Source organism: Streptomyces sp. NPDC014882 (assembly GCF_043081325.1).
Classification (GTDB): Bacteria; Actinomycetota; Actinomycetes; order Streptomycetales; family Streptomycetaceae; genus Streptomyces.
In genome coordinates this window covers 53059-77614 of the sequence record NZ_JBIBWL010000002.1, presented here as the reverse complement: position 1 = coordinate 77614, position 24556 = coordinate 53059, and the positions used below count along the sequence as shown (strand labels likewise).

The 24556-nt window shown below is 72.3% G+C and carries 21 protein-coding genes; 13 read left to right on the top strand and 8 right to left on the bottom strand.

Translation table 11 applies throughout. The features are described 5' to 3' along the window. Positions 1 to 6: 6 nt before the first annotated feature. Entirely contained in the window at positions 7 to 1830 is a 1824-nt protein-coding gene (locus tag ACF09K_RS05005; RefSeq protein ID WP_392241110.1) for a serine/threonine-protein kinase, read from the bottom strand. 94 nt (positions 1831 to 1924) lie between these two features. Then, positions 1925 to 2761 carry a serine hydrolase domain-containing protein gene (locus tag ACF09K_RS05000; protein ID WP_392241109.1) on the bottom strand — a complete coding sequence of 279 codons (837 nt, stop codon included), beginning with the start codon at positions 2759 to 2761 and terminating at the stop codon, positions 1925 to 1927. A 76-nt stretch (positions 2762 to 2837) separates the two neighbouring features. Between ACF09K_RS05000 and ACF09K_RS04995 the strand changes: the two genes are divergently transcribed. Both ACF09K_RS04995 and ACF09K_RS04990 read left to right on the top strand, forming a co-directional pair. Further along, entirely contained in the window at positions 2838 to 3332 is a 495-nt protein-coding gene (locus tag ACF09K_RS04995) for a MerR family transcriptional regulator (RefSeq protein ID WP_392241108.1), read from the top strand. Next, the gene (locus tag ACF09K_RS04990; protein ID WP_392241107.1) at positions 3329 to 4354 is read left to right on the top strand and encodes an aldo/keto reductase; all 1026 of its coding nucleotides are present in this window, start codon (positions 3329 to 3331) and stop codon (positions 4352 to 4354) included. Before ACF09K_RS04995 ends, ACF09K_RS04990 begins: the two co-directional genes overlap by 4 nt. 172 nt (positions 4355 to 4526) lie before the next feature. On the opposite strand, the gene ACF09K_RS04985 is transcribed toward ACF09K_RS04990, so the two are convergent. The 3 genes from ACF09K_RS04985 to ACF09K_RS04975 form a co-directional block, all read right to left on the bottom strand. Next, a complete protein-coding gene (locus tag ACF09K_RS04985; RefSeq protein WP_392241106.1) occupies positions 4527 to 5381 on the bottom strand; it encodes a DUF4429 domain-containing protein in 855 nt (284 codons plus the stop codon). Between the two features lie 75 nt (positions 5382 to 5456). Beyond that, a complete protein-coding gene (locus ACF09K_RS04980) occupies positions 5457 to 6665 on the bottom strand; it encodes an alpha/beta hydrolase (RefSeq protein ID WP_392241105.1) in 1209 nt (402 codons plus the stop codon). Positions 6666 to 6911: 246 nt separating this feature from the next. Further along, positions 6912 to 7559, bottom strand: a complete 648-nt coding sequence (locus ACF09K_RS04975) for a TetR/AcrR family transcriptional regulator (RefSeq protein WP_392241104.1) — start codon at positions 7557 to 7559, stop codon at positions 6912 to 6914. A gap of 112 nt (positions 7560 to 7671) precedes the next feature. Between ACF09K_RS04975 and ACF09K_RS04970 the strand changes: the two genes are divergently transcribed. Further along, on the top strand, positions 7672 to 9291 hold the full coding sequence (locus tag ACF09K_RS04970; RefSeq protein WP_392241103.1) for an MFS transporter: 1620 nt from the start codon (positions 7672 to 7674) through the stop codon (positions 9289 to 9291). A 312-nt stretch (positions 9292 to 9603) separates the two neighbouring features. After that, positions 9604 to 9909: a small hydrophobic protein gene (locus ACF09K_RS04965; RefSeq protein ID WP_392241102.1), complete on the top strand. Its 306-nt coding sequence runs from the start codon at positions 9604 to 9606 to the stop codon at positions 9907 to 9909. A gap of 132 nt (positions 9910 to 10041) precedes the next feature. On the opposite strand, the gene ACF09K_RS04960 is transcribed toward ACF09K_RS04965, so the two are convergent. Next, on the bottom strand, positions 10042 to 10806 hold the full coding sequence (locus ACF09K_RS04960) for a potassium channel family protein (RefSeq protein ID WP_392241101.1): 765 nt from the start codon (positions 10804 to 10806) through the stop codon (positions 10042 to 10044). A gap of 212 nt (positions 10807 to 11018) precedes the next feature. After that, complete coding sequence (gene aceE, locus ACF09K_RS04955; protein ID WP_392241100.1) at positions 11019 to 13751, bottom strand: pyruvate dehydrogenase (acetyl-transferring), homodimeric type; 2733 nt, start codon at positions 13749 to 13751, stop codon at positions 11019 to 11021. Between the two features lie 391 nt (positions 13752 to 14142). Between aceE and ACF09K_RS04950 the strand changes: the two genes are divergently transcribed. From ACF09K_RS04950 to ACF09K_RS04925, 6 genes are all read left to right on the top strand, one after another. Next, on the top strand, positions 14143 to 14580 hold the full coding sequence (locus ACF09K_RS04950) for a DUF3052 domain-containing protein (protein ID WP_057583034.1): 438 nt from the start codon (positions 14143 to 14145) through the stop codon (positions 14578 to 14580). A 200-nt stretch (positions 14581 to 14780) separates the two neighbouring features. Beyond that, positions 14781 to 15239: a peroxiredoxin gene (locus tag ACF09K_RS04945; RefSeq protein ID WP_392241099.1), complete on the top strand. Its 459-nt coding sequence runs from the start codon at positions 14781 to 14783 to the stop codon at positions 15237 to 15239. Positions 15240 to 15436: 197 nt separating this feature from the next. Continuing rightward, on the top strand, positions 15437 to 16012 hold the full coding sequence (locus ACF09K_RS04940) for a calcium homeostasis/redox stress adaptation protein (RefSeq protein WP_392241098.1): 576 nt from the start codon (positions 15437 to 15439) through the stop codon (positions 16010 to 16012). Positions 16013 to 16134: 122 nt separating this feature from the next. Beyond that, positions 16135 to 16710 (top strand): TerD family protein, encoded by a 576-nt coding sequence (locus tag ACF09K_RS04935; RefSeq protein ID WP_392241097.1) that lies wholly within the window; start codon positions 16135 to 16137, stop codon positions 16708 to 16710. An 80-nt stretch (positions 16711 to 16790) separates the two neighbouring features. Further along, entirely contained in the window at positions 16791 to 17936 is a 1146-nt protein-coding gene (locus ACF09K_RS04930; protein ID WP_392241096.1) for a DUF475 domain-containing protein, read from the top strand. A gap of 144 nt (positions 17937 to 18080) precedes the next feature. After that, on the top strand, positions 18081 to 18818 hold the full coding sequence (locus ACF09K_RS04925) for a Tellurium resistance (protein WP_392241095.1): 738 nt from the start codon (positions 18081 to 18083) through the stop codon (positions 18816 to 18818). 102 nt (positions 18819 to 18920) lie between these two features. Here ACF09K_RS04925 and ACF09K_RS04920 read toward each other — a convergent pair whose 3' ends face one another. Continuing rightward, positions 18921 to 19688: a TerD family protein gene (locus tag ACF09K_RS04920; protein ID WP_392241094.1), complete on the bottom strand. Its 768-nt coding sequence runs from the start codon at positions 19686 to 19688 to the stop codon at positions 18921 to 18923. 214 nt (positions 19689 to 19902) lie between these two features. On the opposite strand from ACF09K_RS04920, the gene ACF09K_RS04915 reads away from it, so the two are divergent. From ACF09K_RS04915 to ACF09K_RS04905, 3 genes are read left to right on the top strand one after another with little or no spacing between them, the layout of a single operon-like run. Further along, the gene (locus tag ACF09K_RS04915) at positions 19903 to 21069 is read left to right on the top strand and encodes an HpcH/HpaI aldolase/citrate lyase family protein (protein ID WP_392241093.1); all 1167 of its coding nucleotides are present in this window, start codon (positions 19903 to 19905) and stop codon (positions 21067 to 21069) included. A 32-nt stretch (positions 21070 to 21101) separates the two neighbouring features. Next, on the top strand, positions 21102 to 23618 hold the full coding sequence (locus ACF09K_RS04910) for a phosphoribosyltransferase (protein ID WP_392241092.1): 2517 nt from the start codon (positions 21102 to 21104) through the stop codon (positions 23616 to 23618). Beyond that, on the top strand, positions 23618 to 24427 hold the full coding sequence (locus ACF09K_RS04905; protein ID WP_392241091.1) for an HAD family hydrolase: 810 nt from the start codon (positions 23618 to 23620) through the stop codon (positions 24425 to 24427). The genes ACF09K_RS04910 and ACF09K_RS04905 overlap by 1 nt, the downstream gene beginning before the upstream one ends. Positions 24428 to 24556: the final 129 nt, after the last annotated feature.

Below are 24556 nucleotides of genomic sequence, written 5' to 3'. Positions count from 1 at the left end.
GCGGGCCTACTCCACGGTGCTCGGGTCCTCCGCGTTGCGCCACACCGTGATGTCCACCGACACGTAGTCGCTGGGGTCGTTCTCCGGCGCCCTGCCCTGGAAGGTGACCAGGGCGACGTGGCCGGAGGAGCTGTGCACGCACAGCTGCGACCCCTTGGACACCTGGGAGAGCTTCACCTCCTTGGTGTACCGGGTCTCGGCACGGCAGGTGGCCAGCGAGCCCTTCTGGGCGTTGTTCAGCAGGACGACCTTCTCGCCGCTGCTGCCCAGCAGGGGATCGTTGCCCGAGCCGTTGCCGTCGTAGTAGTAGAGGTCGCTGTCCGACTCGTAGCGGGGGCTGCTGCCGTCGGGGGCGTCGAACGGCTTCGGCGGCGCGTCCGCGAACCGCACGGAGTAGCTCTCGGGGATGTTGACGCCCCGGTAGGTGACCGGAGTGGGGTCGGGCCGTGTCCGGGTGCTCTCCAGGTCGCTGCCGCTGCCCGTGTCGCCGCCGGTGGCCGAGCTGTCCCCGTAGGAGTCCGAGGAGTCCCCGAGGTCCCCGAGGGCCGACGCGCAGCTGCCGAGCCAGAACAGGCCCATCACCACCGCGGCGGCGATCCCGATCCACTTGCCGGCCTGGTTCTTCTTCGGCGGCAGCGGCAGGGGCCGCCAGGCGGGCTGCTGGTGCTGCGGGGCGAAGGGCGGCCGCGGCGCGGCCGGCGGGCCGTACGACGGCGGGAACGGGGCCTGCGGCCGGGGCAGCGGGACGACGGGGCCGAACGACGGCGTCGCCGTCGTCGGCACCTGCGGGGCGGCGGTCGTGGGGGCCGCGTGCACGGGCGTGGACGCCGGGGTGTGCGGGTGCGGGGTGTGCGGGGGCGGGGTCGGGTCGGCCGGGGTGGCGGGCACCGTGGGCGTGGGGACGGCCGGTGCCGCCGCCAGCGCGGCCGACGCCGACACCCGCTGGGTGATCTGCGCGGCGATGGCCTCCGGCAGCCACGAGCCGGACTGGCGCAGCGGCGTCGGCGACGCCTCCTGGCACAGGGCGATGATCTCGGCGGGGGAGGGGCGCTCGGCCGGGTCCTTGGCGAAGCAGCGGGCGACGAAGCCGAGGTGCTCGGGGAGTCCGTCGAGATCGGGTTCCTCGTGGACGATCCGGTACAGCACCGCGTGCGAGGGCCCGTCCCCGTACGCCCCGGTGCCGCGCGCCGCGAACACGGCCACCTGACCGAGCGCGAACACGTCCGAGGCGGCCGTGACCCTCTTGCCGGCGCCCTGCTCGGGCGACATGAACGAGGGGGTGCCGATGGAGACGCCGGTGCCGGTCAGCGCGGTGGCGTCGGCGGCGCGGGCGATGCCGAAGTCGATGACCCGCGGACCGTCGGAGGCGAGCAGCACGTTGGACGGCTTGAGGTCGCGGTGGACGATGTCCGCCCGGTGGATCACCGACAGCGCCTCGGCCATCCCCGCGAGCAGCAGCAGGACCGACTCCGCCGGCAGCGGCCCGTGCTCGCCGACGGCCGAGGCCAGCGAGGGCCCGGCCACGTAGGCGGTGGCCAGCCAGGGCCGCTCGCCCTCGGTGTCGTAGTCGATGACCGGCGCGGTGTAGAGGCCCTGCACGCGCTGGGCCGCCTGCACCTCCTGGCGGAACCGGCGGCGGAACTCGGGGTCCTCACCCAGTTCCGGACGGATCGTCTTGAGCGCGATCGGGTGCCCGCCGGGCGTGTACGACAGGTACACCGTGCCCATGCCGCCCGCGCCGAGCCGCGCCGCCAGCCGGTAGCCCGCCACCGACGCCGGGTCACCGCTCTCCAACGGACGGAACTCGACGCCCCGTTGAACGCCTGTCATTGCTCTCCCCCGAGATCCGCGCAGTGGGTGCTGTGTGCAGAGGGAGGTTAGCGGAGGAGGGCCGCCGAGGGCTCGGCGGGCGGGACCGGAGGACTCAGCGGACGGGACCCGAGCCCCGGACCTCACCGAGCACCGCGTCCGTGAACACCGGCCACGCCTCGATCGCCCACGGCCCGAACGCCCGGTCCGTCAGGGCCACGCAGGCCGCTCCGGCGTCGGGGTCGACCCACAGGAAGGTGCCGGACTGCCCGAAGTGCCCGAACGTCCGCGGTGAGGACGAACCGCCCGTCCAGTGGGGCGACTTGGAGTCCCGGATCTCGAAACCGAGCCCCCAGTCGTTGGGGTTCTGGTGGCCGTACCCCGGCAGCACGCCCTTGGTGCCGGGGTACTGGACGGTCATCGCCGCCGCCACCGTCCGCGGGTCCAGCAGCCGCGGCGCCTGCACCTCGGCGGCGAACCGGAGCAGGTCCTCGACGGTCGAGACACCGTCCTTCGCGGGCGAGCCCTCCAGCGAGGTCGCCGTCATCCCGAGCGGCTCCAGCACCGCCTGCCGCAGGTACTCCGCGAACGGGATGTCCGTCGCCTTCGCGATGTGGTCCCCGAGCTGCTCGAAGCCGGCGTTGGAGTACAGCCGCCGGTCCCCGGGCGGCGCGGTCGTGCGGTGCTCGTCGAAGGCCAGCCCGGAGGTGTGCGCGAGGAGGTGGCGGACGGTGGCCCCGGGCGGCCCGGCCGGCTCGTCCAGCTCGACCGCCCCCTCCTCGTACGCGACGAGGGCGGCGTACGCGGTCAGCGGCTTGGTCACGGAGGCCAGCGGGAAACGCCGGCCGGCGGGGCCGTGCGTGCCCAGGACCGTACCGTCGGCCCGGACGACGCCCGCCGCGGCGGAGGGGACCGGCCAGTTCTCGATCAGCGCGAGGCTCGTGAGCGACATGGCCGTGAGCCTACCTTCGGCCTTCTTGCCGCGTTCGCTTGCCTGGAGTGCGCTCGAAGGTCCTAGCGTGGGGGCCATGACGGTGTTGCAGACCACACCCGTGACCACAGGAACAGAAGAAGAGGACCCGGCCCCCGCGGACGCCTGCTCCGCCCCGCCACCGGGGCATCCCCGGCCCGACGGGCGGGACAGCTACACGATCAGCGAGGTGGTCGCCTTCACCGGCCTGACGGCGCACACCCTGCGCTGGTACGAGCGGATCGGGCTGATGGCCCACGTCGACCGCTCGCACACCGGCCAGCGCCGTTACAGCAACCGCGACCTGGACTGGCTCGACCTCGTCGGCAAGCTGCGGCTGACCGGCATGCCGGTCGCCGACATGGTCCGGTACGCGGAGCTGGTGCGGGCGGGCGAGCACACGTTCGGCGAGCGGCGCGAGCTGCTCGAACAGACCCGCCGGGACGTGCGGGCGCGCATCGCCGAGCTCCGGGACACGCTCGCCGTACTCGACCGGAAGATCACGTTCTACTCGGACGCCACCGGGGCGTACGAAGCGGAGAGGACCCGATGACCGACAGCAGGATCCCCACGGCACGACTCGGCGACACGGGCCCCGAGGTGGGCCTCCAGGGCCTCGGCTGCATGGGAATGAGCTTCGCCTACGGCCCGTCCGACGCGAAGGAGTCACGGGCCGCCCTGGAGCGCGCCCTGGAGCTGGGCGTCACGCTGTACGACACGGCGGACGCGTACGGCGCCGGCGCCAACGAGGAGTTCCTCGCCCCCTTCTTCCGGGCGCACCGCGACGAGGTGGTCGTCGCCACCAAGTTCGCCCTGTCGATCCCGGCGGACGACCCGACCCGCCGGGTCATCCGCAACGACGCGCCCTACGTCCGCCGGGCCGTCGAGGCCAGCCTGAAGCGCCTCGACGTCGACGTCATCGACCTGTACTACATGCACCGGCGCGATCCCGAGGTGCCGATCGAGGACACCGTCGGCGTGATGGCCGAGCTGGTGCGCGAGGGCAAGGTCAGGCACCTGGGCCTGAGCGAGGTCACGGCCGACGAGCTGCGGACCGCGCAGGGCGTGCACCCGATCGCCGCCGTGCAGTCGGAGTGGTCGCTGTTCAGCCGGGACATCGAGGACCGGGTGGTGCCGGCCGCCCGTGAGCTGGGCGTGGCGCTCGTGCCGTACTCCCCGCTCGGCCGGGGCTTCCTCACCGGCTCCTTCGCCGACGCCGACAAGGACCTCACCGCCGACGACTTCCGCCGCCGGCAGCCCCGCTTCACCGGCGAGAACGCGGCGGCCAACGCGGCCCTGCTGGAGCCGGTCCGCGCGGTCGCCCGGGCCCACGACGCCACCCCGGCCCAGATAGCGCTGGCCTGGGTCCAGCTGCGGGCCGGCGTCCACGGCCTGCCGGTCGTGCCGATCCCGGGGACCCGCAGCGCGGGCCGGGTGGAGGAGAACGTACGGGCGACGGCCCTGGAGCTGAGCGCGGACGACCTGGCGCTCCTGGAGCCGATCGCCGGCAGGGTCGCGGGCGACCGGTACGCCGACATGACGTTCACCTCGGCCGGCCGGGAGGCCCGCTCCTGACGGGAGCCCGCTCCTGGCGGGGTCCTGCTCCTGGCGGGCGCCTGTTCCTGACGGGCGTCCGCCGTTCCTGACGGGAGCCCGCTCCTGGTGGGCGTCCGCCGTTCCTGGCGGGAGCCCGCTCCTGGCGGGGGCCTGCTCCCGGTGGGCGTCCGCCGCTCCCGTCGGGCGGCCGCTACAGCTCCGCGAGCAGCTCCGCCTTCTTCGCGGAGAACTCCTCGTCGGTGACCAGCCCGGCCCGGTGGAGTTCGCCGAGGTGACGGATCCGCTCGGCCACGTCCGCCGGGCCGCGGCGCGGGCCCGGGAGCGCCACCGCGGGCGTGGTCGTGGGCGTGGGCCCGCGTCCACGCACCGCGGACAGCACGGCCGCCGCGAACGGCAGCGACTCGTGCACCGCGCCGTAGCCCAGCCCGAACACCACGGCGGCCGGGTCCTGGTCCGGCTGCGCCGGCGGGTCCTGCGCCCGCAGCAGCCGCAGGTACCCCTCGAAGACCTCGGGGGAGCGCCACTCCACCCCGCTCAGCCCGGACACCGCGAAACTCTGGTCGCCGGCCTTCCACTTCGTGGACGAGGCGCCCGTCCAGGACCAGCGGAACCGCACGGTCCGCCCGTCGAAGGACGCCTTCGCGTCGTACGCCTTGAACGACAGCGGCACCTCCGGCGCGGCCACCAGGAACCTCTCGGCCGGCCCGGACTCCGTCAGCCCCGCGCGCAGCTCGTCGGCGTAGTACTCCGCGAGCGCGTCCCGCTCGGCGGGCAGCACCAGCCGGTAGGGGTCCGAGGCCTCCTTCAGCTGCCCCGCCGCGGCCTCGGCCAGCGGGTCGGCGCCGGGCCGCGGCGTGAGGCGCAGCACCACCGTCCCGCGCTTGCCCGGTTCGAGCGCGACCGCCCCGACCGCCGCCAGCGGGATGCGGCGCTCGCCCAGCGCGGAGAACAGCCTGGGTGCGCGGATGCCCCGTTCGTAGCGGATGAGGACGGAGTCGGACTCGAACTCCCAGGCGGCATGAAATCCGGCCAGTACGTCACCCATGCGGCTCATCGTATGCGGCACCCGCTTCTTCGTCCCCCGCCCGTGCGCGCCGCGATTCCCGCGCCTCTGCGCGCGTCAGGCCGTCGTCGCGCCGGACAGGTCCTCCCGGCACGCGTCGTTCCCGTCGGCGCACCGCACCGCGTCGTAGGCGCCGGCGCCGATGTCCGCGAAGTTGCGCAGGCTGTCCGTGCCGGGCACGAAGTAGCCCCCGTGGCCCTCGGCCTCGCGGGCCGACAGCACCCGCGCGCCGAACCCGGAGGCCACCGGGTCCTCGCCGTGCCCCAGGCCGCCCAGTTCCAGGTAGGGCACGTCCTGCACCCAGTCGTCGGGGTCCCGCATCGCCCACACCCGGGCGCCGGTGCCCAGCTGTGCGGCGTTCTCCACCCGCATCCCGGGGCTGCCGGCGACGGCGATGTCGGCCACCCGGTCCGGCAGGGTGTGCGCGGCGACCCCGCACACCACGGAGCCGTAGCTGTGGCAGAACAGGGAGACGGGGGAGGTGCCGGGCAGTCCGCGCACCAGGGCGTTCAGCCGCACGGCGCCGCGCTCGGCACGCATCGCGGTGGCCGAGTCGATGCCGAGCCCGGCCGGCGAGGTGTAGTCGGCCCAGGCGATGACGGCGGTCCGCGTCGCGGGGCGCGCCTCGCGCTCGGCCGAGTACAGCGCCTCGGCCATGCCGGCGGGTGCCGAGTACTTGCGGTGGGTGCGCTGGAAGGTGAGCAGCGCCGTGTCCACGCCGGGGACGACGACGGAGACGCGTTCGGCGCGGTCGAGGTCGCCGAACACCTCGGCGACCCGGCCGCTGCCCTCGGGGTCGAAGGCGAGGATCTGGCGGTCGGCGTCGGTCATCGACTCGAAGCGGTGCATGCGCCGCCCGGCCTCGTACTGCCCGGCGGGCGAGAGCCGCTCGTCCCGCATCCGGGCCCGCTCGACCCCGATCTGCTCCTGGAGCGCGATGCGGTTGGCGCGGTAGCGCAGCCCGGCGGGGGCGCCGTTCATGTTGCCGACGGCGAGGGGGTAGCGCTCGGCGAGCCCGGCGCGCTGGGCCGCGGTGAGCGAGGCGAAGAACGCCGAGAGCCGGGCCGGGGCCGCCTGCGGGTCGGGCAGCTGCCGCCCGGCGACCCGGCCGCGCTCCCATGCGGTGAGCGAGGTCTTGAGCGCGGTGGTCCCCCCGTGCCGGTGCACGGCGGTCCAGCCGGTGGTCGTCAGCATCACGAACACCACGGCCAGCGCGAGCAGCGCGCGCCATGCCGTCAGCTGCGGGGAGGTGTCGAAGGAAGTCACTGAGAGGACACACTAGGAGAACGAGAAGGTCTCGGGCGGCATGAGTGACACGGATCACGTTTCATCCGGGGTGGCGATGGGCATGACACCCCTCGGGTTCCGTGCCGTCCGACGGCCGGGCCGGGTCGTCGCGCGAGGCCGCGCACCCGCAGCGGGCCGCCGTCGCCGCAGTCGGACCACCGCCACTGCCACCGCAGCAGCCGCGCCGCCGCACGCCGACACCGCCGCGCGTCGGCACACCGTACGTCACGATCCGGCGCGCCAGCTTCCCAGCAGGGCCGGTCCCACCTGATCGAGGTGGCGGGACGTCAGGTCGCGCATCCCCTCCGGGCTGAAGTCCCCGCTCGTGGCCCACTGCCGTTCCGTCACCCGCATCACCGCCCCGAAGAGGGCCACCGCCAGCCGTGGCCGCGGGTCGGCGTCCACGTCGAGCCCCTCCCGTTCCGCGAGCACCCGCGCGATCGCCTCCTCGGTCTCCGCGGAGCGCCGCAGATGGGCGGCGAGCAGGGCCGGGGTCGACTCGATCACCCGGTGCATGCGCAGGTACAGCTCGACGGGCACGACGGACTCGACGGCGTCGCTGAGGGAGCTCCACTCCTCCAGGACGGCCTGCCGCAGGGCCTCCATCGGCGCCTCGTGGGCCGGGCGGGCCCGCACCCCCTCGACGAAGCGCGCCACCGTGATGCCCTCCAGGGCGAGGGCGGCCTCTTCCTTGCCGGCGAAGTGGCGGAAGAAGGTGCGCTGCGAGACGTCCACGGCCTCCGCGATCTCGTCGACGGTCGTCCGCTCGTACCCCTGCGAGGTGAACAGGCCGACGGCCGCCCGCAGCAGGTCGTCCCGGGTGCGGCGCTTCTTCATCTCCCGCAGCCCCGGCCGCGGCGCGGTGGTCCCCATGCGCCCCTCTCCTTCCGCCGGCCGCCCTGCGGGCGAGCGGCGGGTGACGTGTCAGTTGCCGACTTGTGAATCAGTTTGTCATCTGTCAGTGGCTGTCATTAGCCTCGAACGCATGACTAGTCAGACCACCATCGACGCGACGGGACCGGGGGACAAATCGCCCTCCACCCCGTCGGACCAGCCACCGGCCGAGGGGCTGCGCGGCCACCCGTGGTTCACGCTCATCACCGTCGCCGTCGGGGTCATGATGGTGGCCCTCGACGGCACGATCGTGGCCATCGCCAACCCGGCCATCGCCAAGGACCTCGGCGCCACCTTCGCCGAGGTGCAGTGGATCACCAACGCCTACTTCCTCGCCCTCGCGGTCTCCCTCATCACCGCCGGCAAGCTCGGTGACCGCTTCGGCCACCGCCAGACGTTCCTGATAGGCGTCGTCGGCTTCGCCGCCGCCTCCGGCGCGATCGGCCTGTCCGACAGCATCGCGCTCGTCGTCACCTTCCGCGTCCTGCAGGGCCTGTTCGGCGCCCTGCTCATGCCGGCCGCGCTCGGTCTGCTCCGCGCCACCTTCCCGGCCGAGAAGCTCAACATGGCCATCGGCATCTGGGGCATGGTCATCGGTGCCTCCACCGCCGGCGGCCCGATCCTCGGCGGTGTCCTCGTCGAGCACGTCAACTGGCAGTCGGTGTTCTTCATCAACGTGCCCGTCGGCGTCCTCGCCGTCGCCCTGGGCGCGGTGATGCTGCTCGACCACCGTGCCGAGAACGCCCCCCGCTCCTTCGACCTCCTCGGCATCGCGCTGCTCTCCGGCGCGATGTTCTGCCTCGTGTGGGCCCTCATCAAGGCCCCGGAGTGGGGCTGGGGAGACGGTCTGACCTGGGCGTTCATCGGGGTCTCCGCGCTGCTGTTCGCGGGCTTCGCCGTCTGGGAGAACTTCGTCCCGGAACCACTCATCCCGCTGGGCCTGTTCCGCTCGGTGCCGCTGTCCGCCGGCGTCGTCCTCATGGTCATGATGGCCATCGCCTTCATGGGCGGCCTCTTCTTCGTGACGTTCTACCTCCAGAACGTGCACGGCATGAGCCCGATCGACGCCGGCCTGCACCTGCTCCCGCTCACCGGGATGATGATCGTCGGTTCGCCGCTCGCGGGCGCGATGATCACCAAGGTCGGTCCGCGCATCCCGCTGGCCGGCGGCATGGTCTGCGTGGCGGTCGCCATGTTCGGGATGTCCACCCTGGAGAAGGGGACCGGCAGCCTGGCGATGTCCGTCTGGTTCGCCCTGCTCGGCCTCGGCCTCGCCCCCGTCATGGTCGGCGCCACCGAGGTCATCGTCGGCAACGCCCCCATGGAGCTGTCCGGGGTCGCCGGCGGCCTCCAGCAGGCGGCCATGCAGATCGGCGGCAGCCTCGGTACGGCCGTCCTCGGCGCCGTCATGGCCTCCAAGGTCGACAGCGACCTGGCCGGCAACTGGACCGGCGCCGGCCTGCCCGCCCTCCCCCCGGAGCAGCTGGGCCAGGCCTCCGAGGCGGTCCAGGTGGGTGTGGCGCCGGTGACGAAGGGCACGCCGCCGGAGATCGCCGCGAAGATCACGGACGTCGCCCACGACACCTTCATCTCCGGGATGAGCCTCGCGTCGCTCGTCGCGGCCGGCGTCGCGGCGGTCGCCGTGTTCGTCGCGCTGCTCACCAAGCGGGGGGAGAACGCGGAGGCGGGTGCCGGGGTCGGTCACATCTGACGGACCCCGGCCCTGCCGCGGCGGACCGGACCCGGTCCGCCGCCTGCCCCGGTGCGCCGCCCCGGCCCTGACGTGACGTCGGCGGGATCCCGCATCGGGGGACGGCGCTCGGGGTTCCGCGCCCTCCGGCGCGCGCCGCAGGGCGCGGTGGGGCGAGCCCCGCGGAGGAGGGGGCGGGCAGGGGCGCGGCGCGCCGCCGGAGGGGGACAGTGCCCCCAAGCCCCCTCACCCTCTCGTCGCCGGCTCCTGCATAACCGGCGTCAGGGGGGTACCCGAACCATCGAAGCAGCCCCAGGCACAAGGGAGTTGACGATGGCGGGCTTTGGGAACGGAACGCGCAGGCACCCCCGCTCACGTGGCCGGACGTGGTCACGGACCGGGCCGGACAGCGCGACGCTCGGCATCATCGGCCTGGTCTGCGCGGTCGCCGGATTCTTCGCGCTCGGGATCGTCCTCGGTCCCGCGGCGATCGTCTGCGGCTGGCTGGCCATGGGCCGCAGCTGGGCGGGCCCCCGCCCGGTGCCGGCCCTGGTCGCCGTGGTCCTCGGCGCGATCGACACGCTGCTCGCGCTGGCGTGGCTGGCGGGCGCGGGGATGACGGGCAACGGCCTGCTGTGAGGCGAGGGCACCCGCGGGGGCGTCGGCGCCCCCGCCGCCCCGCCGCCCCGGCTCCGCTCGCGGGGCCACGCTGAACTCCGCGAGCCCATGGACCTTCCCTTTCGGCGCCTGTAGCCCTTACGGCCCCCGCCCTCAGACGCCGGACCGGCTCTGCCGGCCGACCGGGTCGGGCGGACGGGACCGCAGGGCCGCCACCTCCGCCCGCAGGGCGCGCACCTCGTCCGTGAGGATGCGGATCGCCTCCGTGTGCTCGCGTTCCTCCCGGTCGTCCTTCTCGAACCGCGCGATGAACCACGCGGCGATGTTCGCGGTGACCACACCCAGCAGCGCGATCCCGGACAGCATCAGCCCGACGGCGATCATCCGCCCCAGTCCCGTGGTCGGCGAGTGGTCCCCGTACCCCACGGTCGTCATCGTCGTGAACGCCCACCACAGGGCGTCATCCAGCGTCCGGATGTTCCCTTCCGGGGACTCCCGCTCGACCGACAGCACCGCGAGCGAGCCGAAGATCAGCAGCCCCGTCACGGAACCCGCGACGTACGTCGTCAGCCGCACCTGCGAGGCCATCCGGGCCCGCTGCCCCACCAGCAGCAGGGTCGACACCAGCCGCAGCAGCCTGAGCGGCTGGATCAGCGGCAGCAGGACCGCGAACAGATCCAGCCAGTGCGTACGGACGAACGCGCGGCGTTCCCCGGCCAGCGCCAGCCGGACGGCGTAGTCGACGGCGAAGGCCGCCCACACCCCCCACTCCGTCCAGGTGCACGCGGACCGCAGCGACGGTCCGGCCGAGGTGTGCACGATGGGCACGGCGTAGGCGACGGCGAACACCACGGCCAGCGCCAGCAGCGGCCGCTGCGTCCGCCACTCCCACCGGTCCCGCGCCGATTGCTGATCCATGCCCGCATCGTAAAGAACGAGTAAGGGCGGCGGGACCCTCAGGCCCGCCGCCCTCGCCGTCCGGCCCCCACCGTCCGCCCTGCGCGGTCCGGTGCACGCCGCCCGACTCCTCGCCGCCCGACTCTCGCCGTCAGCCGTCAGCCGTCAGCCGTCAGCCGTCAGCCGTCAGCCGTCAGCCGTCCGGCCGTCAGCCGTCCGGCCGGGGCCGGCGGCTACGCGTCGCCGCCCGCCGCCCCCGGGTCGGCCGAGGCCACGTCCAGCAGCTGGTACCGGTCGATGGCCTGCTTCAGCGCCGACCGGTCGACCTTGCCCTCCTGGGCCAGTTCGGTCAGCACCGCGAGCACCACCGACTGCGCGTCGATGTGGAAGAAGCGGCGCGCGGCCCCGCGGGTGTCCGCGAAACCGAAGCCGTCCGCACCCAGCGACTGGTAGCGCCCCGGCACCCAGCGCGCGATCTGGTCCGGCACCGACCGCATCCAGTCGGAGACGGCCACGAACGGCCCCTGCGCCCCGGTCAGCTTGCGTGTCACGTACGGCACGCGCTGCTCCTCCTCCGGGTGCAGCAGGTTGTGCCGCTCGACCTCGACGGCCTCGCGCCGCAGCTCGTTCCAGGAGGTCGCCGACCAGACGTCGGCGCGCACGTCCCACTCCTCGGCGAGGATCCGCTGCGCCTCCACGGCCCAGGGGACGGCCACGCCGGAGGCGAGGATCTGCGCCGGGACCGACCCGGAGGTGCCCCGGCTGAAGCGGTGGACGCCCTTGAGGATGCCCTCGACGTCCACGTCCTCCGGTTCGGCCGGGTGCCGGATCGGCTCGTTGTAGACGGTCAGGTAGTAGAAGACGTCCTCGCTGTCCGGGCCGTACATCCGGCGCAGGCCGTCCTGGACGATGTGCGCGATCTCGAAGCCGAACGCCGGGTCGTACGCCACGCAGCCCGGGTTCGTCGAGGCGAGCAGCTGCGAGTGCCCGTCGGCGTGCTGGAGCCCCTCACCGGTCAGCGTCGTGCGGCCGGCGGTCGCGCCCAGCACGAAACCGCGCGCCAGCTGGTCCGACATCTGCCAGAACTGGTCGCCGGTGCGCTGGAAACCGAACATCGAGTAGAAGACGTACACCGGGATCAGCGGCTCGCCGTGCGTGGCGTACGCCGAGCCGGCCGCGATCAGCGAGGCCGTGCAGCCCGCCTCGGAGATGCCGTCGTGCAGCATCTGACCGGTCGGCGACTCCTTGTACGCGAGCAGCAGCTCGCGGTCGACCGACTCGTACTGCTGGCCCAGCGGGTTGTAGATCTTCGCACTCGGGAAGAACGAGTCCATGCCGAAGGTGCGGTACTCGTCCGGCGCGATCAGCACGAACCGCCTGCCCAGCTCCTTGTCCCGCATGAGGTCCTTGAGGAGCCGCACGAAGGCCATGGTCGTGGCGATGGACTGCTGACCGGAGCCCTTCTTCACCGACGCGTACGTCTTGTCCTCGGGCAGCGCCAGCGGCCGGGCGCGCACGACGCGGGTCGGGACGTACCCGCCGAGCCCCTTGCGCCGGTCGTGCATGTACTGGATCTCCTCGGAGTCGCGCCCCGGGTGGTAGTAGGGCGGCGCGCCGCCCTCCAGCTCCTTGTCGGAGATGGGCAGGTGGAGCCGGTCGCGGAAGCCCTTGAGGTCGTCGACCGTCAGCTTCTTCATCTGGTGCGTGGCGTTGCGGCCCTCGAAGTTGGGCCCGAGGGTCCAGCCCTTGACCGTCTTCGCCAGGATGACCGTCGGCTGCCCGGTGTGCTCCACGGCCGCCTTGAACGCCGCGTAGATCTTCCGGTGGTCGTGCCCGCCGCGGCCCAGGTGCAGGATCTGGTCGTCGGTCATGCCCTCGACCATCGCGCGCAGTCGGTGGTCGTCGCCGAAGAAGTGGTCGCGGATGTACGCGCCGGACTCGGTGGCGTAGGTCTGGAACTGGCCGTCCGGAGTGGTGTTCATCTTGTTGACGAGGATGCCGTCGCGGTCCTGGGCGAGCAGCGGGTCCCAGCTGCGGTCCCAGATCAGCTTGATCACGTTCCAGCCGGCGCCCCGGAAGACCGACTCCAGCTCCTGGATGACCTTGCCGTTGCCGCGCACCGGGCCGTCGAGCCGCTGGAGGTTGCAGTTGACGACGAAGGTCAGGTTGTCCAGGCCCTCGCGCGCGGCGATGGTCAGCTGGCCGAGCGACTCCGGCTCGTCCATCTCGCCGTCGCCGAGGAAGGCCCACACGTGCGACTTCGACGTGTCGGCGATCCCGCGCGCGTGCATGTAGCGGTTCATCCGCGCCTGGTAGATCGCGCCGATCGGCCCGAGGCCCATCGACACGGTCGGGAACTCCCAGAAGTCCGGCATCAGCCGCGGGTGCGGGTACGAGGACAGCCCGTACGGCGCCTTCGACTTCTCCTGGCGGAACGCGTCGAGGTTCTGTTCGCTCAGCCGGTCGAGCATGTACGCGCGCGCGTAGATGCCGGGGGAGGCGTGCCCCTGGAAGAAGACCTGGTCGCCGCCGTCGCCCTCGTCCTTGCCGCGGAAGAAGTGGTTGAAGCCCACGTCGTACAGCGACGCCGAGGAGGCGAACGTGGCGATGTGGCCCCCGACGCCGATCCCCGGCCGCTGCGCGCGCGAGACCATCACGGCCGCGTTCCAGCGGGTCGCGTTGAGGATCCTCCGCTCGATCTCCTCGTTGCCCGGGAAGAACGGTTCGGCCCGCGTCGGGATGGTGTTGACGTAGTCCGTGCTGCGCATCTCGGGCACGGCCACGCGCTTCTCGCGGGCCCGCTCGATCAGGCGCAGCATGAGGTAGCGGGCCCGTTCCCGGCCGCGCTCGTCCACCGCGGCGTCGAGGGAGTCGAGCCACTCCTGGGTTTCCTCGGGATCGAAGTCAGGAACCTGACTCGGAAGGCCGCCAATGATGATCGGGTTGCGATCGGATCCGGAAGCCACGCTGGTCCTTACCTGTCAGAGGGGCTGTGGGGCCGCGGGAGGACGTCCGGAGGACCGGTGTCCTGTTCGTCCTCCCGTTGCCTTCGTCGCCCCCATCGTGTACCCAGGCGCCGCAAACGTCATCTCTACCCCGGGGTAACCGGCACCCGCCCCGGTCTCGTACCCTTGGAGGGTTCTCAAATACGCAAACGGGGCACATAGGTGTGGTGCACGTCACCCATCGTCCCGATCGCGTGGCTGGAGTTGCGGCGACACCGCCAGGATCGTCACCGTTTCGGCGGTCCGAACCGCCGGGTACTTGCGCGATCCGTCCCGCCCGTGTGGACTACGGCCAATGCTTCGCGCACGCGCGTGGCTGAGTTATTCCCGAAACATGATCAGGAGGCAACCCGTGAGCGCGACCGCGGACCACGCGGAGGAGCGGACGAGCCCTGCCGTCAGGCTGGGGTTCCAGCCCGAGCAGGTGGTCCAGGAGATCGGCTACGACGACGACGTCGACCAGGAGCTCCGCGAGTCCATCGAGGAAGTCATCGGCAGCGACCTGGTGGACGAGGACTACGACGACGTTGCCGACGCCGTGGTGCTCTGGTTCCGCGACGATGACGGCGACCTGACGGATGCGCTGGTGGACGCCACCACGTACATCGAAGAAGGCGGCTCGATCCTCCTCCTGACGCCGAAGACCGGCCGGACGGGGTACGTGGAACCGAGCGACATCTCCGAAGCCGCGACGACGGCGGGCCTGTCGGCCAGCAAGAGCGTCAGCGTGGGCAAGGACTGGAGCGGCAGCCGGCTGGTGACGCCCAAGGCCGCCAAGTCCAAGAAGTGACCTCGTTCCCGAAGTGACCTCGCCGGGGTAGCGGAGATCCGCGACGACCCTCTTCCGACACCCGTGGACGGGCCGGTTCCCATCGGCCCGTCCACGGGTGTGCGGCGGCCGCTGCGTAGGGTGGATCCCGGCGTTCCGGGCGGTTTCTCACCCGAATGCCGCAACCGGTTCCGGCGAAGCCCAGAAAGGGTTCCACGACGATGGCGATCCAGGTCGGCGACAAGGCCCCCGACTTCGAGCTCAAGGACAACCACGGCCGCTCCGTGCGGCTGTCCGACTTCCGCGGCGGCAAGAACGTCGTCCTGCTCTTCTACCCCTTCGCCTTCACCGGCGTGTGCACCGGCGAACTGTGCGAGGTGCGCGACAACCTGCCGAAGTTCTCCGAGCGCGACACGCAGGTGCTCGCCGTCTCCAACGACTCCATCCACACCCTGCGCGTCTTCGCCGAGCAGGAGGGCCTGGAGTACCCGCTGCTGAGCGACTTCTGGCCGCACGGCGAGGTCTCCCGCGCCTACGGGGTCTTCGCCGAGGACAAGGGCTGCGCGGTGCGCGGCACCTTCGTCATCGACAAGGAGGGCGTCGTGCGCTGGACCGTCGTCAACGCGCTGCCCGACGCCCGCGACCTCGGCGCCTACGTCTCGGCGCTCGACGCGCTCTGATCCCGGCGCTCCCGGCACTCCCGGCGCTCCCGGCCGCTCCCGCCCGCCCCGCACCGGGTGCCGGGCCGGGGCCGACACCGGGTGATTCTTCGGCTCCAGGGCCTGCGGGGGGCGGGAACCCCTCACTAGGATCGAATCGTTGATCCGATATCCGACGCACGAGGGGCTCCCCGCCCCCGGACACCAATGGAGGACTCGTGGGAGTCAGCCTCAGCAAGGGCGGCAACGTTTCACTGACCAAGGAGGCCCCGGGCCTGACCGCGGTCATCGTCGGTCTGGGGTGGGACGTGCGCACCACGACCGGCACGGACTTCGACCTGGACGCCAGCGCACTGCTGCTGAACAACTCCGGCAAGGTCCGCAGCGACGCCGACTTCGTCTTCTTCAACAACCTCAAGAGCCCCGACGGCTCCGTCGAGCACACCGGCGACAACATCACCGGTGAGGGCGAGGGCGACGACGAGCAGATCAAGGTCGACCTCGCGGCCGTGCCGGCCGAGATCGAGAAGATCGTCTTCCCGGTCTCGATCTACGACGCCGAGAACCGCCAGCAGTCCTTCGGCCAGGTGCGCAACGCGTTCATCCGCGTCGTCAACCAGGCCGGCGAGGCGGAGATCGCGCGGTACGACCTGAGCGAGGACGCCTCCACGGAGACCGCCATGGTCTTCGGCGAGCTGTACCGGCACGGCGCGGAGTGGAAGTTCCGCGCCATCGGCCAGGGCTACGCCTCGGGCCTGCGCGGCATCGCGCAGGACTTCGGCGTCAACGTCTGAGCCGAGCCCTCCGGGGTGCCGTCCCCCGTGACCTGACGGTTTCGTCCGGCGCCGCACCGTTCACGGGCGGCGCCGGACGCGCAGGACAACCGAAGAAGCACGACCAAGGGGAGGACCAGCACATGGGTGTCACGCTCGCCAAGGGAGGAAACGTCTCCCTGTCCAAGGTCGCGCCGAACCTCACTCAGGTGATGGTCGGCCTCGGCTGGGACGCGCGCTCCACCACCGGAGCCCCCTTCGACCTGGACGCCAGCGCGCTGCTGTGCACCGGTGGACGGGTCATGGGCGACGAGTGGTTCGTCTTCTACAACCAGCTCACGAGCCCCGACGGCTCCGTGGAGCACACCGGGGACAACCTCACCGGCGAGGGCGACGGGGACGACGAGTCGCTCCTCGTCGACCTCGGCAGGGTGCCCGCCCAGTGCGACAAGATCATTTTCCCCGTCTCCATCCACCTGGCCGACGAGCGCGGCCAGACCTTCGGCCAGGTCGCCAACGCCTTCATCCGGGTCGTCAACCAGGCCGACGGCCAGGAGCTCGCGCGGTACGACCTCAGCGAGGACGCCTCCACCGAAACGGCCATGATCTTCGGCGAGCTCTACCGGTACCAGGGCGAATGGAAGTTCCGTGCGGTGGGCCAGGGGTACGCGTCAGGCCTCCGGGGCATCGCTCTAGACTTCGGAGTCAACGTTTCGTAAAGCCGCGTACGGCGCGGGGGAAACCCACCCCCAGGTTTCGCTTGGGGGGACCGGGGCCCAGAGACAGGATTGGGTAACCAGTGGTTCTGAAAACCTTCGGGTGGTCGTTCGCGGTCACCGCGCTCGGCCTCGTCGCAGCGGTGTTCTACGGGGGGTGGACCGCTTTCGGTGTCGTGGCGATCCTGTCCGTCCTCGAGATCTCGCTGTCCTTCGACAACGCAGTCGTCAACGCCGGGATCCTGAAGAAGATGAACGCCTTCTGGCAGCGCATCTTCCTCACCGTCGGCGTGCTGATCGCCGTCTTCGGCATGCGGCTGGTCTTCCCCGTCGTCATCGTCGCGGTCAGCGCCCAGCTGGGCCCGATCGAGGCCGTCGACCTGGCCCTGACCGACAAGGACCGCTACCAGGAACTGGTCACCGACGCGCACCCCGCGATCGCGGCCTTCGGCGGCATGTTCCTGCTCATGATCTTCCTCGACTTCATCTTCGAGGACCGCGACATCAAGTGGCTCGGCTGGCTGGAGCGCCCGCTGGCCAAGCTCGGCAAGGTCGACATGCTGTCGGTCTGCATCGCCCTGATCGTCCTGCTGGTCTCGGCCCTGACCTTCGCCACCCACGCCCACCAGCACGGCGGCGCACACGTCGACAAGGCCGAGACCGTCCTGCTCTCCGGCATCGGCGGCCTGATCACCTACATGATCGTCGGCGGGCTCTCCGGCTACTTCGAGGACAAGCTCGAGGAGGAGGAGGAACGCGAGCACGAGGCCGAGGAGGAGGCCGCGCGCACCGGGAAGAAGAAGTCCCCGGTCCTGCTGGCCGGCCAGGCCGCCTTCTTCATGTTCCTCTACCTCGAGGTCCTGGACGCCTCCTTCTCCTTCGACGGCGTCATCGGCGCCTTCGCCATCACCAACGACATCGTCCTGATGGCCCTCGGCCTGGGCATCGGCGCCATGTACGTCCGGTCCCTGACCGTCTACCTGGTCCGCCAGGGCACCCTGGACGACTACGTCTACCTCGAGCACGGCGCCCACTACGCCATCGGCGCCCTCGCCGTGCTCCTCCTCGTCACCATCCAGTACCAGATCCACGAGATCATCACCGGTCTCGTCGGCGTCATCCTGATCGCCTGGTCCTTCTGGTCCTCCGTGCGCCGCAACAAGGCACTCGCGGCCGCAGGGGGAGACGCGGGCTCCGACGAGAAGACCGGGGTCACCTCCGGAGTGTGATCAGCTTCCCGGTGAGGAACGCTCTGAGCGGGGCGGTCGTCGAGGACGAGTCCTCGGTGCCGCCCCGCCGGCCGTCTCCGGGGGAGCGTGCGGCCGGGCGTTCTTCCGGCAGGGAACTTTCGGGCAGGGAACTTGGGGGCGGTAATGGGCTTCTTCGACGGACTCCGACCAGGTCGGGCCGCCGACTTCGACTCGGGCAGCGCGGCGAGCAACGCGATAGAGCTGACCAAGCGGCACAGCCAGGTCTCGCTCACCAAGCAGGGCGCCGCCACCGGGCACCTGCGCGTCAACCTGGCCTGGCGGATGCGCACCTCGGACTTCGGCGGTTCCCCGCGGGAGAGCCTGCTGCGCCACCCCCTCAAGGCGCTGCGCCCGCCGGAGGTCATCGGACACAGCCAGAGCATGGTCAACGTCGACCTGGACCTGGGCTGCCTTTACGAGCTGGCGGACGGGACCAAGGGGGTCGTCCAGCCGCTCGGCGGCCTGCTCGGCGAGATCAACGCGGCGCCGTACGTGAAGCTCAGCGGTGACGACCGGTTCGGGTCGGCGTCCGGCGAGACGATGTACGTCAACCTGGACCACCGGGACGACATCAAGCGGCTGCTGGTGTTCGTCTACATCTACGACCAGACTCCGGCCTTCGACCGTACGCACGCGGTCGTCACCCTCTACCCGAGCAACGGGCCGCGCATCGAGATAGGCCTCGACGAGCGGCACCCGCAGGCCCGCTCGTGCGCGGTGGTGATGATCGAGAACGTGAAGGGGGAGCTGATGGTCCGGCGCGAGGTGAGGTTCGTGTACGGCTTCCAGGGCGAGCTGGACCGGCTGTACGGGTGGGGACTGCAGTGGGGGCGGGGCTACAAGACGAAGGCTGAACGCTGACCTGCGGACACTCCGAACGTCCCGGACACTCCGAACGTCCCGGACGCTCCGGACGGGCGTGTCACGGGCGTCCCCGCGCCGCGCCCGCCGTCCGCGCCGCCCTCACCGCCCGATGAACTGCGGGCCCTGCGGCGGCATCCGGAACTCCCCGGCGGGGGCCGCCCCGGCCGGCTGGGCGTCCGGATAGCCGTAGCCGTACGTCGGCAGGGAGGCCGGGTAGCCGTAGGCCGCGGCGGGCTGCTGCGGGACGCCCGTCGTGGGCTGCTCGGGCGGCAGCGGCTGGGAGACGCCGGCCGTGGCGCCCGCCTCGGCGTCCGCGGCGGCCTCCTCCGACTCGTCCACGGAGATGCCGAAGTCCGTCGCGAGGCCCTTGAGGCCGTTGGAGTAGCCCTCGCCGAGCGCCCGGAACTTCCAGCCCTCCCCGCGGCGGTACAGCTCGCCGCAGATCAGCGCGGTCTCCTTGCCGGTCTCGGGGCGGATGTCGAAGGTGGCCAGCGGCTCGCCCTCGACGGCCGCGTCGTACAGCAGGATGCTGAGGGACCGTACGCGGTCGAAGGTGACCCCGTCCGCCGAAGCGACCAGCAGAATCTGGCTGACGGCGGACTCGACACCGGCCAGGTCCGTCTGGATCGTGTCGGTCAGGCCCTCGGCGCCGTGTTTCTTGCCGAGCCGCCAGACCTTCCCGGAGGGGTGCCGGGGCTGGTTGTAGAAGACGAAGTCCTCGTCGGATCGCACACGACCCTCGGGGCCGAGGAGCAGCGCGGAGGCGTCGACGTCCGGGACCCCCTGCCCGGGTGTCCAGCGCAGCACGGCCCGCACCGTGGTGGTCTTCAGCGGGATGTTCGACCCTTTCAGCATCGCGTGCGTCATGCGCTCATCCTGCCCTCTCGGTTCTGCTCACGACAATGCGGGTACACGGCGACCGGTGGTCCGCGGCGGAAGAAGCCGGGTCGTGCCGGGTTGTGCCGCTCTGCGTTACCTGGAATTCATGACCGGTGGGAACCCAGGACACGGGTCTCTACGTACTATTACCGGCCACCTCTTGCCGAATCCACACGGTCCACCTGCACCACGGGGGAGAAATATGCGCCATTTCGGGCACCTTGCGCCTGAGGTTCGGCAGCGCCTGTTCTACCGGGAGCCGTGCGCGTTCGACGCGGACTCGCCGGCCCGGACGCTGTCCGCCGCCCTCGGGGCCACGCTCTACAGCCCGGCCACCCGGCCCCGGCTGGCCGAGGACATCCTGAAGCAGACCGGGCGCGGCGTGGTGTCCATGGTGCTCTGCCTGGAGGACTCCATCGGCGACGAGGACGTCGCCGAAGGCGAGGAGAACCTCGTCCGCCAGTTCACCGACCTCGCCGCCCGCCCCGGCGTGGAGCCGCCGCTGCTGTTCATCCGCGTCCGCACCCCCGAGCAGATCCCGGACCTGGTCCGGCGCCTCGGCCCGGCCGTCCGGCTGCTCAGCGGCTTCGTGTTCCCGAAGTTCACCGAGGAACGCGGCATCCCCTTCCTGGAGGCCCTGGCCGCCGCCGAACAGGCCGGCGGCCGGCGGCTGTTCGGCATGCCCGTCCTGGAGACACCCGAGCTGATGTACCGCGAGTCGCGGGTGGAGGCCCTGGAGGGCATCGCCCGCGCCGTCGAGAAGTACCGCGGCCGCGTCCTCGCGCTGCGCCTCGGCGTCACCGACTTCTGCTCCTCCTACGGCCTGCGCCGGGCGCCCGACATGACCGCCTACGACGTCCAGATCGTCGCCTCCGTCATCGCCGACGTGGTGAACATGCTGGGGCGGGCGGACGGCACCGGGTTCACCGTGACCGGGCCGGTGTGGGAGTACTTCCGTGTCCCCGAGCGCATGTTCAAGCCGATGCTGCGGCACAGCCCCTTCCTGGAGGGACAGGCCGTCGAGCTGCGTGAGAAACTGATCGAACACGCGATGGACGGACTGCTGCGCGAGATCTCCCTCGACCAGGCCAACGGTCTGCTGGGCAAGACCTGCATCCACCCCTCGCACGTGCCGGCCGTGCACGCGCTGTCCGTGGTCAGCCACGAGGAGTACAGCGACGCGGCCGACATCCTGCGGCCGGAGCGCGGCGGCGGGGGCGTGATGAGGTCGGCGTACACGAACAAGATGAACGAGGTGAAGCCGCACCGGGCCTGGGCCGAGCGGACGATGCTGCGCGCCGAGGTCTTCGGCGTCGCGCACGAGGACGTCAGCTTCGTCGACCTGCTCGCCGCGGGCATACCCGGCTGAACCCGCCCCACCTCCTCACGACATAGGGACGCATGAACAACGCAGTGAACAACGGGGTCTGGTCCGGGAGCTGGGTCGCCGAGCGGCTGGGCGTCCACCTCGTGGGCGACGACGGGCTGACCGACCTGCTGGGGCTGGCCCTGCGCCGCAACCCCAAGCGGGCCCACCTGCTCGTCTCCCACGTGCTGGGCAAGCACGTCCCCCAGTCGCCGTCCGTGGTGTACGGCCACGGCCTCGCCCTGGGCCGCCGGGTGGCGGAACTGCTCGGCGAGGAGGCCGCCGACGCCGTCGTCCTCGGGTACGCGGAGACGGCCACCGGCCTCGGGCACTCCGTCGCCGACGGCGTCGGCGCGGCGCCCTACCTGCACTCCACCCGGCGCCCCGTCCCCGGCGTCGTCCCGGCGGGCGGCTTCGAGGAGTCCCACTCCCACGCCACCTCCCACCTGCTGCTGCCGGAGGACCCGGCGCTCCTGGTCGGCGACGGCCCGCTGGTCCTCGTCGACGACGAGTTCTCCACCGGCAACACCGTCCTGAACACCATCCGCGACCTGCACGAGCGCTACCCCCGCCGCCGGTACGTCGTCGTCGCCCTCGTCGACATGCGCTCCCCGGCCGACGCGGGGCGCCTGGAGGCCTTCGCCCGCGAGATCGGCGCCCGCGTCGACCTGGTGGCGGCGGCCTCGGGCACGGTCCGGCTCCCGCCCGGGGTGCTGGAGAAGGGCCGGGAACTGGTCGCGCGCCACGAGGCGGACGCGGCGCGGACGCCGGGCGGTGACGCGCGCGGACCGGCCGGGGACGGGGGACCCGCCCCCGCCGGCGGGCACCCGGACGGACGGCCCGCGCCCGCCCCGCGGATCGACCGCGTCGATCTGCGCTGGCCCCGCGGCCTCCCCGACGGCGGCCGCCACGGCTTCACCCCGCGGCACCGCGCCCGCCTCGAGGCCGCCCTGCCCGCGATGGCGGCCCGGCTCGCCGAGGCCCTCCCCGAGGGCGCACGCCGCGTGCACGTCCTCGGCTTCGAGGAGCTGATGTACGCGCCGCTGCGGCTGGCCCGCGAGCTGGAGCAGGTCACGGCCGCCGAGGTGCGCTTCTCCACCACCACCCGCTCACCCGTCCTCGCGGTCGACGACCCCGGCTACGCGATACGCAGCCGGATCGTCTTCCCCGCGCACGACGATCCGGCCGACGGCCCCGGCGAGCGCTACGCCTACAACGTCGCGGGCGCCGGCTTCGACGCCGTGGTCGCCGTCGTCGACTCCGTCGCCGACACCCCGGCGCTGCACGCCCCCGGCGGCCTCCTCGACCGGCTCGCCGCGCACACCCCGCACGTCGTCCTCGCGGTCGTGCCCAGCCACGTCCCCGAGCCGCTGTACGTACCCGAAAGGTCCGCCATGCTGCCCGACCCCCTTCGCGGTCCCGCCTTCTCCTCGTACGCGCCGGAGGAGGTCGGCTGGCTGCTCCAGGACCTCTCCGACGTGACGCTGGAGGCGCCGACGGAGGAGCGCGAGGAGGCCATCCAGAGCGGCGGCGCGCACTACGCGGAGTCGCTGCCGGTGGAGTACCAGCCCAGCGAGCAGTACCAGGCGCTGTTCCACACGGCCCTGGAGGAGTCCGCGGCCCGGCTGGCGCAGGCGGTCGGCGCGGTCACGGAACTGGTGATCGCCGAGCGCTCCCCCCGCCCGGTGCTCGTCTCCCTGGCCCGCGCCGGCACCCCGGTGGGCGTGCTGATGCGCCGCTGGGCGCAGCACCGGCACGGCCTGGAGCTGCCGCACTACGCGGTCTCCATCGTCCGCGGCCGGGGCATCGACGCCAACGCGCTGCGCTGGCTGGCCCGGCACCACGACCCGGCGGACGTCGTCTTCGTCGACGGCTGGACCGGCAAGGGCGCCATCACCCGCGAACTGGCCGCGGCGATCGAGGAGTTCGAGGCGGCGGGCGGCGCGGCCGGCTTCGACCCGGAGATCGCGGTGCTGGCCGACCCGGGCGCCTGCGTGCGCACGTACGGCACCCGGGAGGACTTCCTGATCCCGTCCGCCTGCCTCAACTCCACCGTCTCGGGCCTGATATCGCGGACCGTGCTGCGCGCCGACCTGGTCGGCCCGGACGACTTCCACGGCGCGAAGTTCTACCGCGAGCTGGCCGGCGCGGACGTGTCGGGCGCCTTCCTGGACGCCGTCTCGGCCCGCTTCCCGGAGGTCGCGGACGCCGTGGACGCGACGGTGAAGGAGCTGCTGGCCGCCGACCGCGCGCCGACCTGGGAGGGCTGGGCCGCGGTCGAGCGCATCAGCGAGGAGTACGGCATCCACGACGTGAACCTGGTCAAGCCGGGCGTCGGCGAGACCACCCGGGTGCTGCTGCGCCGGGTGCCGTGGAAGATCCTGGCGCGGGCCGGGGCGGGCGCCGACCTGGACCACGTCCGGCTCCTCGCCGGCCAGCGCGGGGTCCCGGTGGAGGAGGTCGGCGAGCTGCCGTACACCTGCGTGGGGCTGATCCACCCGCAGTACACGCGCGGCGCGACCGGTGCCGACGGCAAGGCGGTGACCCTCTGATGCCCGTGCTGGTGGCGAGCGACCTCGACCGTACGCTCATCTACTCCGCGGCGGCCCTCGCGCTGACCATGCCGGACGCGCGGGCCCCCCGGCTGCTGTGCGTGGAGGTCCACGAGAGCCGTCCGCTGTCCTACATGACGGAGACGGCGGCGCGGCTGCTGACCGATCTCGGGGACGCGGCGGTGTTCGTGCCGACGACCACCCGGACCCGCAAGCAGTACCAGCGCATCAGCCTGCCGGGTCCGCCGCCGGCCTACGCGATCTGCGCGAACGGCGGGCACCTGCTGGTCGACGGGGTGTCCGACCCGGACTGGCAGGCCGTGGTGAACGCGCGGCTGGCCGACGAGTGCGCGCCGCTCGCGGAGGTGCAGGCGCACCTCGCGGCCTTCGCCGACCCGCTCTGGCTGCGCAAGGAGCGCATCGCCGAGGACCTGTTCGCCTACCTGGTGGTGGAGCGCGAGCTGCTGCCCGAGGAGTGGGTGAAGGAGCTGGCGGTCTGGGCGGAGGAGCGCGGCTGGACCGTGTCGCTCCAGGGCCGCAAGATCTACGCCGTGCCCAAGCCGCTGACCAAGAGCGCGGCCGTGCGCGAGGTGGCCCGGCGCACCGGCGCCGAGCTGACGCTGACGGCCGGCGACTCCCTGCTCGACGCCGACCTGCTGCTGGTGTCGGACCGGGGCTGGCGCCCCGGCCACGGCGAGCTGCACGAGGCGGCCTGGACGGCACCGCAGGTCACGGCGCTGCCCGAGCGCGGGGTACTGGCGGGGGAACGGATCCTGCGCGAGTTCCTGAAGGGCGCCCGCCAGAAGTAGGGCCCGGCGTCCGGACCGGGTCGCACGGCGGCGGGCTTCTCGGCGCCGGTGAGCGGGGGCCGGCGCGCGCTGCCGCACGTCGGGGAGGGCGTCGACGCGATGGATCTCCCCCGCGCGCGGCCGCGCGCG

Coding starts and splice junctions, on each gene's coding strand:
- ACF09K_RS04995 (WP_392241108.1), top strand. CDS start 2,838: ATGACGGTGTTGCAGACCACACCCGTGACCACAGGAACAGAAGAAGAG.
- ACF09K_RS04960 (WP_392241101.1), bottom strand. CDS start 10,806: ATGGATCAGCAATCGGCGCGGGACCGGTGGGAGTGGCGGACGCAGCGG.
- ACF09K_RS04915 (WP_392241093.1), top strand. CDS start 19,903: ATGCGCCATTTCGGGCACCTTGCGCCTGAGGTTCGGCAGCGCCTGTTC.
- ACF09K_RS05000 (WP_392241109.1), bottom strand. CDS start 2,761: ATGTCGCTCACGAGCCTCGCGCTGATCGAGAACTGGCCGGTCCCCTCC.
- ACF09K_RS04905 (WP_392241091.1), top strand. CDS start 23,618: ATGCCCGTGCTGGTGGCGAGCGACCTCGACCGTACGCTCATCTACTCC.
- ACF09K_RS04990 (WP_392241107.1), top strand. CDS start 3,329: ATGACCGACAGCAGGATCCCCACGGCACGACTCGGCGACACGGGCCCC.
- ACF09K_RS04975 (WP_392241104.1), bottom strand. CDS start 7,559: ATGGGGACCACCGCGCCGCGGCCGGGGCTGCGGGAGATGAAGAAGCGC.
- ACF09K_RS04945 (WP_392241099.1), top strand. CDS start 14,781: ATGGCGATCCAGGTCGGCGACAAGGCCCCCGACTTCGAGCTCAAGGAC.
- ACF09K_RS04910 (WP_392241092.1), top strand. CDS start 21,102: ATGAACAACGCAGTGAACAACGGGGTCTGGTCCGGGAGCTGGGTCGCC.
- ACF09K_RS04970 (WP_392241103.1), top strand. CDS start 7,672: ATGACTAGTCAGACCACCATCGACGCGACGGGACCGGGGGACAAATCG.
- ACF09K_RS04965 (WP_392241102.1), top strand. CDS start 9,604: ATGGCGGGCTTTGGGAACGGAACGCGCAGGCACCCCCGCTCACGTGGC.
- ACF09K_RS05005 (WP_392241110.1), bottom strand. CDS start 1,830: ATGACAGGCGTTCAACGGGGCGTCGAGTTCCGTCCGTTGGAGAGCGGT.
- ACF09K_RS04985 (WP_392241106.1), bottom strand. CDS start 5,381: ATGGGTGACGTACTGGCCGGATTTCATGCCGCCTGGGAGTTCGAGTCC.
- ACF09K_RS04935 (WP_392241097.1), top strand. CDS start 16,135: ATGGGTGTCACGCTCGCCAAGGGAGGAAACGTCTCCCTGTCCAAGGTC.
- ACF09K_RS04925 (WP_392241095.1), top strand. CDS start 18,081: ATGGGCTTCTTCGACGGACTCCGACCAGGTCGGGCCGCCGACTTCGAC.
- ACF09K_RS04920 (WP_392241094.1), bottom strand. CDS start 19,688: ATGACGCACGCGATGCTGAAAGGGTCGAACATCCCGCTGAAGACCACC.